Raw genomic sequence first — 16,343 nt, forward strand, 5'->3', positions numbered from 1 at the left:
ACCTATTCTTGAGCGGATTGAGCAATTTCCATGAGGAGCTCGGGTGTCATCGGACCGTTGTGCAGCTGGACGTGATCCGGTTTATGTGAATACAGCATTTGGAACATCGCCTGTCTTCCGCTATCGCTTGACGTATGCAGATAGATACGCCTTGGATACCGACCGCTTGTTACGATTTGGGTGACAACGTGCATCCCATTCGGGTGCCCCCAGCCCAAATCATAATCCAGCGACAGTACATCCACTTCGAACTCCTGCAGCAGAAGAATGCACTCCTCGGCATAGCGCGCGAGCACCAAACCTTTGGGACAGGAGCGGTAATCGTCCAAATAGAGGTGGATCACTTCTGCATCAGCTCCTTCACGTAGCGAATTTCCGTCGCGTGTGTCGCTCCCTTCGGCACCGGCGTTTCCAGCACCACAGGAAGATCCGGTTGCTGTACTAGCACCTTGGAGCGCAGCAGCTGACTAAATCGGTCTTCGCCGATTTCACCTTGTCCTATCATGGCATGCCTGTCTTTACATGCGCCTCCGGGGTACATGGAATCGTTCAAATGAATCGCTCGCAGCGATGCGAAATAACCCAGCTTATGAGCCTTGTCCTCCAGCTCCACCCAGCCATCCTGCGACGAGGGCCATAAGCCGGAGGCGTAAGCATGGCACGTATCGAGGCAAAAGCCGACCAGCTCCGGATAAGCGCATAAGCTCCGAATTTGAACCAGCTCCTCGAGTGTCGTCCCCATCCTGCTGCCTTCACCCGCTTGATTTTCGATCAGCATTAACGCGCGTCCAGCGTACCCGGAAAGCACTTCATCTATACATTGTATAATATTTTTATAGCCTTGTAACGGGTCAGACCCTTTATATTTGCCAAAGTGGACAATGATGCCCACAGAACCGCAGGTGTCTGCAATCTCTAAGTCGTTGCGCAGCGAGGCGATCGTCACCCGGCGCAGCTCTCCTTCCTCCACCGCCAAATTCGTCGGATAGGGCGTATGAGCGATGCTAACCAGCCCATGCTCCTTACAAAAAGAGGCACACAGCTCGGCATCCTTACGATTGAACGTCTTCACCGATAAGCCCCTGGGATTCTTAGGAAAATACTGAAACGAAGCCCCCCCAAGCTTCATCGCTGTTTTGGCTGCTTCCAGGTAGCCTCCCCGTGTGCTGACATGACTGCCGACCTTCATGGCTTACGCTCCCTTAGTGCTGACAGTGAAGACAGCAGTACGATTTTTTGGAGGACACTTCTTGAAAAACGATCGGATGACCGCACCGTTCGCAGGGCTCTCCCTCCCGGTCGTATACACGGCAGCGGCTGTCAAAGCCTCCGGTCAAGGTGTCACCGACAAACAGTGGCATTTCCATATAGCCTCCAAATCGTGTCGCTTCGTTCAATACCGTTCTCATGGATTGGTAAAGCTGTGAAAGCTGCTGCTCTGAGAGAGCCGTGGTTCGATTCACGGGGCGCAAGCTGGCATGAAAGCAGATTTCATCGCTGTAGCAGTTACCAATGCCGGCTAGCACGCTCTGATCCACCAGTGTATTTTTGAGGGTGCTGTTCTTACGGCGCAACAGCTCAGCAAATCGGTCTTCGTTTAGCTGCGGGTCAAACGGCTCCGGACCCAGCTTCGCCATCACCGTTGGGAGCTCATCCGCCTCATGCAGGTGAAGATAGCCAAGACGCAGCCCGATAAAGAATAGGTGGTGGTCTCCAAACGAAAGTCGCACCTGGACCGTTCGATCCGGCTTCTCCTCCTTTCGTCCGTAAAACATCATCCCGCCCAGCATCAAATGCAGCACAAGCACACGCGTGGAGGAGAGATGAAACAGCAAATGCTTCGCTCTGCGTTCGATGAATCGAACCGCTTGACCGACGACCTCCCGTTCAAACTGCTCCGGGGTCAAATTAATCGATTTTTCCCTGCCGATCTCCACACCGGTAATCGTTCGACCGATAATTCTTCCGCTCAGCAGCTGGCGGTAATTTTCCATCTCTGGTAGCTCGGGCATTGTCATTCTCCTTCCAGCTAAGCTCGGATTCCTTACACTGGATTCCCAAATCCGGATGGATTTATACGCTGTGCTCGATCAGGAGTGACAATTGCTCCGCCTGGAGCTTCGTCCCCCGGCTGGATTGGGCTTCCACCCCTAACGGCTTGGGCGCTCTCGGCTTCCTTACTGACGCAGCGGGGGTACTACGATTAGCGGTTTTCCGCCGTAACCGTTCGATCCGCTTTTCCAACTCCAGCGCTTCCTTATCCACAGGATCAGATTTCCCAGAGCCTCGGGCTCTCTTCGTCGTTTTACCACTTGGTGCCGCTCTTCCTTTGCCGCTTCGCATGAGCGCTCCCCGCTGCCAAACCTTATCCAGTGCGAGCTCAGCATACTGCAAGGCCGTCTCCCACTGCTTCTCCTTATGCTCGTAGTACATCGACAGCTCGATATAGGGCTCGAGTGAAGCCGTGCTCCGCGTTCCCTTAAGTGCAATGTACCGCTTCCACAGCGCACAGGCCTGATCATATCGCTGCTGCTGCTTATAATACTGCGCCAGCGGCAGCCAGTGACTTGAGCCATCTTCCGCTTCGAGATCATGCACTTCTAACGAATCATCCTCTTCCAAAAGCAATGTCTCGGACAACGCATCCATCGTTTCATTCGCAGCAGGGCTTAGTCCCAGCCGATCGAGCCAGAGCCCCAGCCGAAACCACTCCTCAAGCCCGTACACCCGGGTTTGCCGCCAACTGATCCGTCCAGCAAGCACCCCGGCGAAATGAACCGCAAGCCCGGCCAGTGACAAAATGTCCAGCTCATTGTGCAAAAAGACGCCCTTCAGCACGGAAGGATCCTTCTCCGCCAAATATTGAAAGTAAAGCGCTGGGGCCATCGAACCCGGTACATCGTCCTCCCGATGCACCTCCAGCCGCTCTTCCTCCACCTTACCCAACCGGCATGAAGGAAGTGTGTGCCTCCACAGGCTTCGCGATGGATACAAAAAATCGATATGCCCCTCCGGCTCGACTTCCAGCGGCAATCGATTCATAATATATCGGCCCTTCACAATCGGCCAGTCAAACGACTTGCCGTTGTATGAGATCAGAATCGGTCGCTCTCTTAGCTTCATCTGCAGATGAGCCAGCATGGCGATCTCTTCGCCTGGATGCCGGATCAGCATTTGCTCCACGGTAAACACGCCGCCGTTATAGAAGCCAATCCCGACCATAAAAGGGACATTCCCCGCTCCAAGTCCAAGCCCCGTCGTTTCCGTATCGATAAAAAGCAGCTGTTCGTGCAAGGGAGTCCCCTCAATTGCAACGGAAAGCTCCGACGATTTGGCTAACAATAACCGGAGCGGCTCTCCCTCCCCTTCCAGCTCACTCAGCACGTACTTGCCATGGCGGAAGCCGGGCGTGTAAGTGCGCCGGCGCAGCACAAAGGAGCCCCATTCGTTGCTCTCCATCATTCCTTCTATGGCCTGCCACTCATTGCAATCCGCCCGTTCTTGTGCTGCCTTAGTCTCAGCTTCATCCAAGCGATCATACCTAGCAGCATCATCCGGCTCCTGAATGCTGCTGCCCACAGACGACGGCTTTTTATGCCTCAGCAATCGTTCTCGCAGCGAACTCATCGGGAGCCCCCCAATTGCCGAAGCAAACCGAGCGACAGCTGCTTGCCGGTCAGGCCGACTTCTTCAATCGGACCCACACAGGCTGGGCAACCGCTCAAGCAGCCGCAAGAGGCGATCAACCGCTCCGCTTCCGTGATCAGCTCCCCATGTACCTCGAACAACCGCTCACTAAGTCCTACACCGCCTGGATACCGGTCATAGAAGAAAATCGTCGGTTTTTTGTTATGTAAAGCCTTTACCTGCGGAACGACTCGTATATCTTGGGGGTCGCACATTAAGTAAAGCGGGGCGATATGAACCAGCACGTTGGACAAGCCTAGCAGCGCAAATTGCATGTCGTTCGTTGTCATCGTCTTGGCGACCTCGTCCTCGAAGGTGAACCAATAAGAGCTCGTATGCAGCTCCTCTTCCGGCAAATGAATCGGCCCGGAGCCGATATTCTCGTGGGTGCGCAGCTTGATTTTCTTGAAAATCGTCGGTTTCGCGTTGACCGTCACTTCCCCGAACTGCCGCTCCAAACCGCGATGCACCGCTTCTCGATGCACGTGCAGCACCTTGAGCTGCACTGCTAAGCTCGCGTCCGTAAAGTAATCCACATTCACTTCGCGAACGTATGCCTTCTTCTCTTCGTAATCCAACTTTTCCACTTGGAATTGAATCCCTTCGTGGATGTAAATCGCTTCCTCATGCACCAGCGTCGGTGCACTGAAGCGGTCTACCTCGCCAAGTACGCGGGCGCCGTTCGTCATATCAATGATGATGATATTTTCCTGTGCAGCCGAGCGCAAGCTGATATCATGGGCCGGGAACGATTGCTCCATCCAGTGCCAGCGATCCTTGACCCGGTGCAAAATTTGCTCCTCCGTCAAAAACTCAAGAATATCCTTCAGCGACTCGTCGCCAAATTTCTCGTTCACTTCAAACGGCAGCTCATAGGCCGCGCACTTGACATGGTCAACCAAGATGATGAGGTTATCAGGATGAATAAGCGCCTGCTCCGGCGGCCGCTCGATAAAATACCGCGGGTTCTGAATCATGTATTGATCCAGCGGATTGCTGCTCGCCACAAGGAAGGTGATTGAGCTTTCCTGTCGTCGTCCGGCGCGCCCCGATTGCTGCCAGGTGCTGGCGATCGAGCCCGGATAACCATTCAGCACGCACGCCTGAAGCTGGCCGATATCGATCCCAAGCTCCAGCGCGTTCGTACTCACGACACCGCGAATTTCACCGCTGCGCAGCCCTCGCTCAATCTCCCGCCGCAGCTTCGGCAAATAGCCGCCCCGGTAGCCGCGGATCGACTTGCTGCCCAGCTCGTGCGCTACCAGCTCTTGAAGATAGGTGAGCAAAATCTCCACCCGCACCCGACTTCGTGCAAAGACAATCGTCTGGACGCCCTGCCGAAGCAGCATTCCTGCAATCTTGCGCGTCTCCAGCACACTGCTCTTGCGAATACCGAGCTGTTCGTTCACGACCGGCGGGTTGTAGAACACAAAATGCTTCTCGCCTGCAGGTGCACCATTATTATCCACCAGCGACACCGTCTCGCCGATGAGCCGCTCCGCGTGCTCCTTCGGATTGTCAATGGTGGCGGAAGCGCAAATAAACTGCGGATTCGAGCCGTAAAACCGGCAAATCCGCTTCAACCGCCGAATCACGTTCGAAACGTGACTGCCGAATACTCCACGATACGAGTGAACTTCATCGATCACGATGAACTTAATATTTTCAAACAGCTTGACCCACTTCGTATGATGCGGCAGAATCGCGGAATGCAGCATATCCGGATTCGTCACGACGATATGCCCGGCGTTGCGAATCGCTTGCCTAACCGTTGGCGGCGTATCGCCGTCATAGGTGTGCGTCTTGATGTCTGCGCCCATCGCATCCGCCAGCTCCTGCAGCTCGGCCACCTGATCCTGTGCCAGCGCTTTGGTGGGAAACAAATAGAGCGCACGCGCGCTCTCATCGTTCAAGATGCCCTGGACTACGGGCAGGTTGTAGCATAAGGTCTTGCCGGATGCCGTCGGCGTAACCGTCACGACATGACGACCGCGGCTCACCTCACGGAAAGACTCCGCTTGATGCGAATACAGCCGGCTAACTCCGCGACCCTTCAGCGCTTCCTGCAGTTGATCGTTCAGCTCGGCAGGAAAATCGTCATACCGCCCCTCGCGAGGTGGAATCGTATGCCAATACGTCACCTGAGACATCAGCTCAGGCGTTTGCTTGACCAGTTCAATCATTTCATCTATAGAGGCAACTTTGCCGGTTAATCGGTTCATCAGCGTAACTCCTTTGTGCCAAAAAGCGTTACCCTCATTATACCGAATACATGTTCGGGCATCAATCACTTCTTCAAAAAAGAAGACCTGAAACGGAATCGCGTCCCGCTCCAGGTCCTATTTTAAAGCAAATCCGACGAATCGTCGTAATCGTACCGGACACCGTCCGGGATACTGCTAGCGTGGGCATAGGGCCTGCTCATCGCCATGTCGGCTTTGGCTTGCAATTTGGAAAGCACTTCATAAAATGGATGGACCTTCGATTCCGATGTCTGCGACCGCATAGCGATACGCAACGCTTGATCGATCACTGCAATGTCTTGACTTGTGAAATCCATGCCGCAATCCCTCCGTCAGCTGAAGTTGATTGATTTTTACTGCAACTATTCTTACCCATTCCCACATTCTTCATACTTGGAGATGGTTTTACTCTAGACAAAAGGAGGATCCCAAGCTTTCTTCCGCCAGCCGAGCTACTGATCGACAACGTTCAAATTGCGATCCAGCGTCACATCGACGCCAAAAGGCAGCTTATGATTATGCCGAAAGCGTACATCCCGCCATTCAACGACGTATCCGTCCTGTTTTTCTTTATAGCAGACATGAATCCGCTGGGCAAACGCCAGAAACGCTCGAACACCATCCGTACTGAGCGTCGCCTGCACCACTGAGCACGGCATTCCCTTCGAATACACGTCCTCCACGACGATCTCTTTCCCGATCACTTTTCCGGTATAATACAGATCCTTGGTCTCGACCACAAACTGCCAGCGAAACCAATGCATATTAGCAAGGGCCTGGTAGCTGCCTTCCAGCTTCAATACATGGCTGATCCTCTGCAGGACGGATCGATGATGGAGGAACCGGAGCCCGATATACACGAATGTGGCCGCATAAATGGTTGCGAATACCGTTCCCGGCGCGAAATCCGTAAACACCCAGAGCACAATCCCGATCGCATGGATCACAAAAAGCAGCGGCTCAAACAGCGCGAGAAAATCCAGGTGACACCATTGGCGAGTGATCGGCCGGAAGCATTGCACCCCATAGGCATTGAACCAGTCGAGCAGCACATGGAAAAAAACCGCTGCAAACGTCCAAAGGAGAAGCAGCGGCCAAGCGTGCCACACATGAAAGCCTTGGGCAACGGGCAGGGCAATCAGAAACGGCCACACCATCAGAGCAGGAAGCGAATGCGTCAATCCGCGATGAATGCGAAGGTACGCGGACATCCCTTTCAGCCGTGCAACCGTGTCGAAATCCGGGGCATGGGAGCCGATGATGGACGCGGTCAGTACCGCATGTGCCAAAACAGGCTCCTGCCCAATGGCGGGACAAAGCAAAGCAAGACCGGCTAACGAAGCCCCAAAGAGCAGATGACTTCCAGTATCCATAGCAATCTCTCCTTTGTCAGGCGGAATGCGTGTTATGCAAGTCTTCCTGCGGCCTCTCTGCTTCTCGTTTTTGAGAGGCATGGTGGATCTCCCAGCGCTCATGCGCATTAAACCAGTAAAACCACTGCTCCGGACACTCAGTAATTACGCGTTCCATAAATCGATTCAGCAGCATCGTCGCATCCGAACGCGTAGCACTTGTAAATGCTGAAGAAAGGTGCAGCGCGGGCTCGAACTGCAGCCGATGAACCCACCCTCGCTCACGCCATCCATGCAGCGGAATAACCGGCACCTGCTGCTCGATGGATAAGCTGGAAGCCCCATCCGGAGTTCGCGTATCCCGACCGAACAGACGCGAGCGGGGAAACGTCGGCCGCCAAAAATCGCCGAGTAAAAACACCACGCCTCCCCCTTGCAAATGCTTTCTCAGTCTCCTAAGCAGCTCCAGCGGCGGGGTATTGTCGTAATCCAATCCGGGACAGCCCATCGCCTGAAACTTCAAATAAAGCGGACGGAGCTCCGCACTCCCGGCGGTGGCAACCGTCAAACAATCGTACTTTTGGCACAAATACCAGTAGTAGTAAAAAAAATTGCCCTCATGCGGTGTATACACAATTGCGCCCCGACCCAATCGAAGCGCCTCCTCCAAATGTGCCTCGCCTTCCACCTGAAAGCGCCAATGCTCGCTTCCCGCCAGCCGATGGGCTTCCAGGACAATTTCATACAGGGTAATGACCAAATTTTGAAAATAGCTGAGCCTGATCCGGCGCAAATCCGCTTCCGAACGCTTCGGCAGCAGGTCGAGCAAATTGCCCAGCACCTTCTCCCTTAAGTCGCGTCCGGACACCCAAAAGAGCAGCAGCGCCGTGATCCGGCAGCAGCCCAGCATCCAGCTTCGAGGCAGCCATCCGGTGAACGTGACCCACCGCTGGAGCAGACGCTCATTCGAGGCGGCTTTGCCAATCCAATCGTACATCCGACAGCCTCCTCCTACGGTTTCAAAAAGTGCCTGCGGTATCTCCTGCTCACGCGCTCCCGCTCCAGCACAATAAAGAAATCCACCGTCTCAAATACAGCATCATAAGCCGGATCTCCGCCAATTTCAGCACCCAACCACTGGTAGCCTTTCATCAGCGGCGGCAGGAGACGAAAAATGTCTTTCTCGCTTCGATCCAATTCTACCTGCTGAAGCCCAGGGATTCGGTGTGTTTGCAGCGGCTTAACGCCGTATTTATCCGTAATGACCTGCTTTTGCTTGAGCATCGAATAAATCAGGTTCACCTCTTCGATGGACCGCAAATGAACGCTGGCGCAGCCGATCAAATAATCATAGCCCCGCTCGGTAATATAAGACGCGATGCCCTCCCACAGCATTTGAATGACTCTTCCGCCGCGATAAGCCGGATCGACGCAGCTGCGGCCTAGTTCCAATGTGGCCGTCTTAGGCATGGTGAATTCACTTAAATCAAATTCCGATTCCGAATAAAATCCGATGTTCTGCAGCGCCCGTTCGCCGGGAAGCAGCCGATAGGTGCCAACGACACGATCCGTGTCCAAATCCTTGACAATCAAATGATCGCAAAAAGTGTCGTATGCATCCTGCTCCAAGCCGTCGACAGTTCGCATCTGCATGTTCTTTTCCTCTTCGACGAATACCTGATAACGAAGACGCATGGCTTGTTCCTTATCGGCCGTGCTCTCGGCGAGCAATAACGCCAGACTGGGATGCGGATGAGTAATCGGGTTTGCCGTTTGAATCATCGTCAACACGCCTCTCTTCAGGGAAGTATAGCTTCAGCGTACCAGAGGAATATTAAGCCAGCGTTTTCGTTCTTTGAAGCTTTTGTAAGTTTTCGTCGAGCTTATCCCACAACAAAAAAGCGGAGCCGACATCATCGTCGATTCCGCGAAGAGCAAGAGGCGCAGCTAGTGCAGCCAATAATATAAAGGAATAAATAAGACTGAGGTCAAAATGGCGGTCACTCCCATCGCAAACCCGCTGACGCTGCCGGCGAGCTCGGAGTCTCGAATGATTTTGGCGGTGCCGATGCCGTGTGACGCCGTGCCGATAGCCGTGCCCAGCGGAATGTCCTCGCGAACGCCCGCTAGCCGCAGCAAACCGGGACCGAACATGCTGCCGATCAGTCCGGTTAATACCGTCAGAACGGCCGTAAGCTCAGGGATCCCGCCGGCTTGACGGGAAATCTCCAGCGCGATCGGCGACGTAACGGACTTGGGCATCATCGTCACGATCAGCTCACGGCTGCCGCCTAAGCACCAAACCAAGGCGGCGGTAAGCAGCAGTGCGCTAATCGCTCCCACCGTGATGCCGGCAGCTATCGGAAGCAAGCTTTCCCGGATGCGCTGTGCGTTTTTGTACAGCGGCACCCCGAGCGCCACCGTAGCCGGCCCAAGCAGGAATACGATATAATCGCCGCCCTTTTTATAAGTATCATAAGGCACCCGCATCAGCATCAGGACCACAATAATCAGCACGGAGCAGATGAGCAAGGGATGGAGCGCTTTCCAACGCTTCTGCAGGAGCAGCGCCACTGCATAGGCGATAACGGTGAGCGTAATGCCGAACAGCGGCTGGTTAGTGAATTCCTGAAGTGTCATAGCTGCCGCTCCTTTGACTTAGTGCCAGCCGACTGCCCGACGGAGAGCTTGGTGATCCAGCCGGTAATTAGGAGCACGCCGAACGTACTGGCGAAAAGGCTGATCAGCATTAGCACGGCCTCCTGGCCGATCAGTGAAAAGAACACCATCGTACCGACCACAAACGGCGCAAACAGCATCAGCATATTCTTAATGAGAAATTGGCTGGCGTCCTCCACCCACTCAATTTTAACAATTCGAAGAAACAAACATAGCGTAAAAAGAATCAGTCCGATGACGTTCGCTGGAAGCGGTACGTGTAAACCCACTTGAATCACCGTCCCCAGCATGTAAAAAGCAAGCAATATGGCAAAGCCAATCATGTCCCTGCGCTCCTTCCGTGTCAATCCTCATCGTGTAAGCTTTCCCATAGATAGAAGGTGGCGTAGCTGGACCAAGGCGTCCAAGCCGCTCCCATGCGGCGGACCTCATCCTCCTTCGGCTGCTCATCGAGCCGGTACAGCTTTTTCAGCGCATTCCGAAGCCCGATATCCGCAGCGGGGAGCAGGTCGGTTCGACCCATCCCAAATAGCAAAAAACATTCCACAGACCAGCGGCCAACGCCACGCAAACGAGTTAGACGCTCCACGATCTCCTCATTGCTGAAGGCATATAGCGCATCCAAATCCACCGTGCCATCCGCCACCTTGCGTGCCCAATCGATCACATATTCCGCTTTTCGACGGCTAAATTGCAGTGCTTGAAGCTGCTCATACTCCAGCCTCGCCACCTGCTCCGGGGATGGAAACACAGGATAGGAAATCCCTGCCAATTCAATCGGCTCCGTTGTGAGCTGCATTAAGCGTTTGTCTAATTCGGAGGCAAAAGCAAGGTTCAGCTGCTGTCCGATAATCGTTTTGCACATGCATTCGAACAAGTCCGCTTCCAGCACTAGAGGCAGTCCCACGAAGCGTTCACAGATCGCATTCCATTCCTGCCCTACCGATTTCATATGCGAATAAAACGGATTCAAATCAACTGAAACGGAAAGCATGCGCTCAAGGCTCGTTGTCAGCTGTCGTTGATCCTTTTCCAAAAGCTCCCCTTGGACCTCTACTTGAAGCTGCGGCTCCCCAATCGTACCGACCGAACGGGTCCGGATCAGTCTGGCACCACTGTCTAAGCGGATCGTACGGCAGAGCGACTCCCCTTCCAACCGATACATCTCGTGCTTCACGCCCTGTATTCGTCCAATAATTTTGGAAAAATCATACGGTGCTTTCGGATATAATATGATCTCCGTCAACCTAAACTTCCCCCTACGAAAAGGATACTTCCTACGTATAATTGGCCCCCTCGCGTGGTATCGTAAGTTGGGTGCACACCCAAGGTGCACTTATACAATTGATCCAAAGGAGCTGGAATAACCATGGCAAAACCGGATAACCGAGCTGACAATTTAGATCATTTGCAGAACGCCATTAGCGACACGATCGAGAATCTGTCGGAGGCTGAGGATTACCTGGATGAGCACGCGGATGAAATTAGTCCTCAGGACAGACAAGCTATCGAGTCGAAGAATGACCGCCGCCGACAAAGCATAGAAGGCTTCAAATCGGAAATGCAGGACGAAGCGGCTTACCAGGATCAATCCTAAGTCCAAACGCGCTTGCAAGCTGGATCTGCGATCAGCCTCCATCCCTTTAACAAAAGGGCGGGAGGCTTTTTATTAGAGAGATGCTTTGCCGCTGCTCTGCTGCCTGCGTCCCGGTACCTCATACCGAAAATGATCGTGAGCCAAATAGGTTTCCGGATGAATCTCCTGGGCCTCGGCGGTTAGCTGCTCCCCCTGTTCCCCTTGGTAGCGCGAGCTGATATGCGTCAAAATGAGCGCTTTTGCTCCTGCGTCTTTGGCCGTCCTAGCCGCATCCATCGCGGTGGAGTGGTCGTACCGAATCGCCAGCTCCTTCCGGTGCTCTGCAAAGGTTGCTTCATGCACTAATACATCAGCCCCTTCAGCAAGGGTAACCGCATTGGCACACGGCTGTGTATCCCCTAGGATTGTAACAATTCTTCCAGCGTACGACGGCCCAATAAATTGCTCCGGCAAAAGCACCGTCCCATCAGGAAGCTCTACGGGTTCCCCGCGCTTGATTTTTCCGTAGGTCGGTCCTGAAACGATGCCCAGCGCCTTCAATTTTTCCACATCGAGCTTGCCCGTTTGCGGCTTTTCAACGATGCGGAACCCAAAGCTCTCAACACGGTGTACGAGCGGCGCAATGCTAACCGTGAACTGCTCATCCTCAAAAATGACGCCAGCCTCGTTGTCCTCAAACTCATGTATATATAACTCGTAAGTCAAATGCGCCGCGCTAATCTTCAATGCCGTTTCCACGAACTCGCGAATCCCCTTCGGTCCATAGATCGTGAAGGGCGTGTCCCCTCCTTGGTAAGAGCGGCTCGTTAGTAGGCCCGGCAGGCCATAAATATGATCACCGTGCAGGTGAGAGACAAACAGCTTTTCTAGCTTGCCAATCTTCACCGGGGCGCGCAGCACCTGATGCTGAGTCCCTTCTCCACAGTCCACCATCCAATACACATTGCGCTCCGCCAGCAAATTGAGCATGACCGACGTCACGTTCCGCTCCTTGGAAGGCATGCCTGCACCTGTCCCTAAAAAATAAAGCTCCAAGCTTCATCGTCTCCAATCACGTCATTCCGTTGACAACTGACATCGTGGTTCCACGCTGTAACAGTTGCAACCCACGTACCTTTATGGAAAAAGAGTGGAGCAACATCGGCTCCACCCTGTATACTATACCCTAAATTTTCTCCACATTGAAATATCTCGCTTGCGGATGTGCGAACACGATTGCCGAAACCGATGCTTCCGGCTCCATCATGCTGCCCTCGGTCAGCGTCACGCCGATATCCTCCGGCTTCATTAGCGCAAACAGCTGCTGCTGATCGTCCAAATTCGGGCACGCCGGGTATCCGAAGGAGAACCGCTGTCCGCGGTACTTGGCTCCGAAACGCTCCTGCATCGTCATTTCGGCCGGATCCGGGAAGCCCCACACGTCACGCATCATGTGGTGCACGCGCTCAGCGAACGCCTCGGCCGTCTCCAGCGCCGCCGCTTGCAGCGCATGGGAACGCAGGTAGTCGCCTTTTTCACGCCACTCTGCCGCACGCTCTCCAATGCCATGCCCTGCGGTGACCACCAGGAAGCCGATGTAATCCATTTCGCCGCTGTCCACCGATTTCAAATAATCGGCCAAGCATAAGAACGGCTCGGTCTCCTGTCGCGGGAAGGCGAATGTTTGCAGTATCTTGCTGTGATCCTGCGGATCGTACACCAGCACCTCATTGCCTTTGGATTGTGCCGGGAAGAAGCGATACATGCCATGGGCGTTAATGATGCCGTCCTTCTGAGCCTCAGCTAAAATTTGGTCCACCGTCTCTTTGAGTTGAACCGCTTTCGGATCCTTCTCCTCCAGCAGCTTCTCTACTTTGCCTTTCAGCCCCAAGTGGTGACCCAGCAGCATCTGCATATTGATGTAAGGGATCAAATGGCTCATCGGATAGTCTCGCAGCACATGGCGGTCCAAGTCCGGCGGCACTTGCACAGGCACCGTACGATCAACTGTGGACGTCTTCACCCTTGTCAATTCCGGCATTGCCACTTTGCGCACCGACTCTTGAACATCCGACTCCATGCTCTCACGAAGCTCTTTAATCAACAGCTCCCGCTGCTTCGGATCGCTTAGCTTGTTCGCGATATCCAGCCCGTCCATTGCATCCTTAGCATACAAGACAGCTCCATCATACTCCGGTGCAATTCTGGTCTTTGTGAACTTGCGCGTCAGGGCGGCCCCACCTACCAGAATCGGCACGTCGATGCCGGCCGTTTTCAAATCCTGCGCCGTGATAACCATCTGCTGGGCGGATTTTACGAGCAATCCGGATAATCCGATCGCATCCGGCTTCTCTTTGCGCGCCGCCTCAATCAGCTGCTCCGGCGGTACCTTGATCCCCAGGTTAACGATCTTATATCCATTATTGGATAAAATGATTTCTACCAGGTTTTTACCAATATCGTGCACATCGCCTTTAACCGTCGCGAGAATGATTTTCCCCTTGACCGCACTTTCCGCTTTTTCCATGAACTGCTCTAGGTGAGCAACGGATGCTTTCATGACCTCAGCGCTCTGCAGCACTTCGGCTACGATCAGCTCGTTGTTATTGAACAAGCGGCCGACCTCTTCCATCCCTTTCATGAGCGGTCCATTGATAATTTCTAGCGGAGCGTACTTTTGCAGGGCCTCGTCCAAATCCGGAATCAAGCCTTCCTTCGTACCCTCAACCACATAGGAAGCGAGGCGCTCTTCGAGCGACAGGTTCGAAATTTTCTCCTTCTTCTCGACCTTCTTCTCCCGGAAATGAGCCACAAAGTCAGCAAGTGTCTCATCATTCGTCTCATAAATCAATTTCTCGGCTAACGTGCGCTCTTCTTCGGGAATCGACGCATAACGCTCCAGTGTTTCGGTGTTTACGATCGCATAGTCCAGACCGGCTTTTGTACAATGGTACAAATAGACGGCGTTGAGCACCTCGCGGCCTGCCGGAGGAAGTCCGAACGACACGTTGCTTAAGCCGAGAATGGTTCCGGTTTCCGGCATCGCTTCTTTAATCAAACGAATGCCCTCAATCGTTTCATTCGCGGATCCAATATACTGCTGATCCCCAGTACCAACAGGGAACACCAACGGGTCAAAAATAATATCGCTGGGCTTCAATCCATACTTATTCACCAGAAGGTCATAGGAGCGCTTCGCCACTTCCAGCTTATCCTTCGCCGTGATGGCCTGTCCTCTTTCGTCGATCGTACCGACAACCGTCGCAGCACCATACTTATGGATGAGAGGGACGACCTTCTCGAACTTTTCTTCCCCGTCCTCCAGGTTAATGGAGTTGATAATCGCTTTCCCTTGGGAATATTTGAGTCCCAGCTCTATAACCCGGTTATCGGTGGAATCGAGCATGAGGGGAACCTTGACTTTCTTCACGACAAGCTCCAAAAACTTCTGCATGTCCCCCATCTCATCGCGGTCCGGATCCTGCAAGCAGACGTCTACAACGGAGGCTCCGCCTTTTACTTGCGCTCTGGCAATTTCAGATGCTTCCTCGTATTTGCCTTCAGCGATCAATCGTTTAAATTTACGCGAACCCAGAACGTTCGTTCTCTCCCCGACCATGTATGGGCGATTCGCATCTTCAATGTATATAGTTTCAATCCCCGACACTGCTGTCGGATGCGTGCCCACCTGTGGGCGCGGCTGGTATTGACTCAGGGCCTCCGCCATAGCGCGAATATGGTCCGGTGTTGTACCGCAGCAGCCACCGGCAATATTAATCCAGCCCTGCTCGGCAAACCCGGCCAGCTTCTTCGCAAGCGAGTCAGGCGATTCATGATAGTTTCCGTTCTCGTCTGGCAAACCGGCATTAGGATAACAGCTGACAGCTGTGCCCGCAATCTCCGACAGTGTACGAATATGATCCCGCATGAACTCCGGTCCTGTTGCACAGTTCAGACCAATCGAAATCGGCTCCAAATGCTCCAGCGAAATATAGAACGATTCGATGTTTTGACCTGCTAAGGTCGTTCCCATCGGTTCGATCGTCCCCGAGATCATGAGCGGCAGCTTCTTGCCGGTCGTTTCGAACGCTTTGCGCACCCCGATGCTTCCCGCTTTCACGTTCAGCGTATCCTGTGACGTCTCGAGCAGCAGCGCGTCTACACCGGCTTCGATCAGCGCCAATGCTTGCTCATAGTAGCTGTCTACGAGCTCATCGAATGTAACCCCACCCGTAACCGATAAGGTCTTCGTCGTCGGCCCCATCGCTCCGGCAACATACCGCGGCCACTCAGGTGTGCTGTATTTTTCCGCGGCTTGGATCGCCAGCTTAGCTGCAGCCAAGTTCAGCTCACGCGCACGGTCTTGCAGCTCATATTCCGCAAGTACGACACTGGTCGCCCCGAACGTATTCGTTTCAACAATATCCGCACCCGCGGCAAAATAAGCTTCATGGATTTTCTGAATCACATCCGGTCGCGTAACGACCAAATATTCGTTACAGCCATCCAGCTCTTCTCCGCCGAAATCGTCCGCTGTCAGGTTTTCTTGCTGGATCATGGTACCCATGGCACCGTCTAGAATCAAGATTTTCTTTTGCAGCTGATCTTGCAGTGTTGGTTTATTCATTGATGATCCCCTTCCCTCTGCCTAACTCACCGTCACCATTCCCGCGTAGGCCATCTATATATTGCCACCCGCATAAAAGCGCGAAAGTTCTCGAATAAGATTTAACCCATAGTGTACCAGAAACCTGACATGATGAAAAGCAATCTCGTCAAATTTTCAAAACTTGTCCGACAATGTTC

The 16,343-nt window shown here is 53.6% G+C and carries 15 protein-coding genes; 1 reads left to right on the top strand and 14 read right to left on the bottom strand.

What is annotated here, in order from left to right:
• Window positions 1-2 precede the first annotated feature (2 nt).
• The 12 genes from FPZ49_RS10395 to FPZ49_RS10450 all read right to left on the bottom strand — a co-directional run bounded on the left by FPZ49_RS10395 (window position 3) and on the right by FPZ49_RS10450 (window position 11,207).
• Window positions 3-344, bottom strand: a complete 342-nt coding sequence (locus FPZ49_RS10395; protein ID WP_144846214.1) for a cyclic-phosphate processing receiver domain-containing protein — start codon at window positions 342-344, stop codon at window positions 3-5.
• Window positions 341-1,189, bottom strand: a complete 849-nt coding sequence (locus FPZ49_RS10400) for a deoxyribonuclease IV (protein ID WP_144846216.1) — start codon at window positions 1,187-1,189, stop codon at window positions 341-343. Before FPZ49_RS10400 ends, FPZ49_RS10395 begins: the two co-directional genes overlap by 4 nt.
• Window positions 1,190-1,202: 13 nt before the next feature.
• Window positions 1,203-2,012, bottom strand: a complete 810-nt coding sequence (locus FPZ49_RS10405; protein ID WP_144846218.1) for an Fpg/Nei family DNA glycosylase — start codon at window positions 2,010-2,012, stop codon at window positions 1,203-1,205.
• Between the two features lie 61 nt (window positions 2,013-2,073).
• Window positions 2,074-3,627 (bottom strand): ribonuclease H-like domain-containing protein, encoded by a 1,554-nt coding sequence (locus tag FPZ49_RS10410; RefSeq protein WP_144846220.1) that lies wholly within the window; start codon window positions 3,625-3,627, stop codon window positions 2,074-2,076.
• The gene (locus FPZ49_RS10415) at window positions 3,624-5,909 is read right to left on the bottom strand and encodes a DEAD/DEAH box helicase (protein ID WP_144846222.1); all 2,286 of its coding nucleotides are present in this window, start codon (window positions 5,907-5,909) and stop codon (window positions 3,624-3,626) included. The genes FPZ49_RS10410 and FPZ49_RS10415 overlap by 4 nt, the downstream gene beginning before the upstream one ends.
• Before the next feature lie 122 nt (window positions 5,910-6,031).
• Window positions 6,032-6,247 carry a hypothetical protein gene (locus FPZ49_RS10420; RefSeq protein ID WP_144846224.1) on the bottom strand — a complete coding sequence of 72 codons (216 nt, stop codon included), beginning with the start codon at window positions 6,245-6,247 and terminating at the stop codon, window positions 6,032-6,034.
• 135 nt (window positions 6,248-6,382) lie between these two features.
• Entirely contained in the window at window positions 6,383-7,303 is a 921-nt protein-coding gene (locus tag FPZ49_RS10425; protein WP_144846226.1) for a metal-dependent hydrolase, read from the bottom strand.
• 16 nt (window positions 7,304-7,319) lie between these two features.
• A complete protein-coding gene (locus tag FPZ49_RS10430; RefSeq protein WP_144846228.1) occupies window positions 7,320-8,279 on the bottom strand; it encodes a lysophospholipid acyltransferase family protein in 960 nt (319 codons plus the stop codon).
• Between the two features lie 14 nt (window positions 8,280-8,293).
• Window positions 8,294-9,064, bottom strand: coding sequence for a GNAT family N-acetyltransferase (locus FPZ49_RS10435; RefSeq protein ID WP_144846230.1), 771 nt, complete (start codon window positions 9,062-9,064; stop codon window positions 8,294-8,296).
• A gap of 165 nt (window positions 9,065-9,229) precedes the next feature.
• On the bottom strand, window positions 9,230-9,922 hold the full coding sequence (locus FPZ49_RS10440; protein WP_144846232.1) for an LrgB family protein: 693 nt from the start codon (window positions 9,920-9,922) through the stop codon (window positions 9,230-9,232).
• Window positions 9,919-10,284 (bottom strand): CidA/LrgA family protein, encoded by a 366-nt coding sequence (locus FPZ49_RS10445; RefSeq protein ID WP_144846234.1) that lies wholly within the window; start codon window positions 10,282-10,284, stop codon window positions 9,919-9,921. Before FPZ49_RS10445 ends, FPZ49_RS10440 begins: the two co-directional genes overlap by 4 nt.
• A 20-nt stretch (window positions 10,285-10,304) precedes the next feature.
• Window positions 10,305-11,207, bottom strand: coding sequence for a DNA-3-methyladenine glycosylase family protein (locus FPZ49_RS10450; RefSeq protein ID WP_144846236.1), 903 nt, complete (start codon window positions 11,205-11,207; stop codon window positions 10,305-10,307).
• A 123-nt stretch (window positions 11,208-11,330) separates the two neighbouring features.
• Here FPZ49_RS10450 and tlp point away from each other — a divergent pair, with 123 nt between their 5' ends.
• Window positions 11,331-11,558: a small acid-soluble spore protein Tlp gene (gene tlp / locus FPZ49_RS10455; protein WP_144846238.1), complete on the top strand. Its 228-nt coding sequence runs from the start codon at window positions 11,331-11,333 to the stop codon at window positions 11,556-11,558.
• A 72-nt stretch (window positions 11,559-11,630) separates the two neighbouring features.
• Here tlp and rnz read toward each other — a convergent pair whose 3' ends face one another.
• Window positions 11,631-12,593 (bottom strand): ribonuclease Z, encoded by a 963-nt coding sequence (gene rnz / locus FPZ49_RS10460; RefSeq protein WP_144846240.1) that lies wholly within the window; start codon window positions 12,591-12,593, stop codon window positions 11,631-11,633.
• Window positions 12,594-12,723: 130 nt separating this feature from the next.
• Window positions 12,724-16,164 carry a methionine synthase gene (gene metH / locus FPZ49_RS10465; protein WP_144846242.1) on the bottom strand — a complete coding sequence of 1,147 codons (3,441 nt, stop codon included), beginning with the start codon at window positions 16,162-16,164 and terminating at the stop codon, window positions 12,724-12,726.
• Window positions 16,165-16,343: the final 179 nt, after the last annotated feature.

It is taken from the genome of Paenibacillus cremeus, assembly GCF_007786445.1.
In the GTDB taxonomy this organism is placed as follows: Bacteria; Bacillota; Bacilli; order Paenibacillales; family NBRC-103111; genus Paenibacillus_G; species Paenibacillus_G cremeus.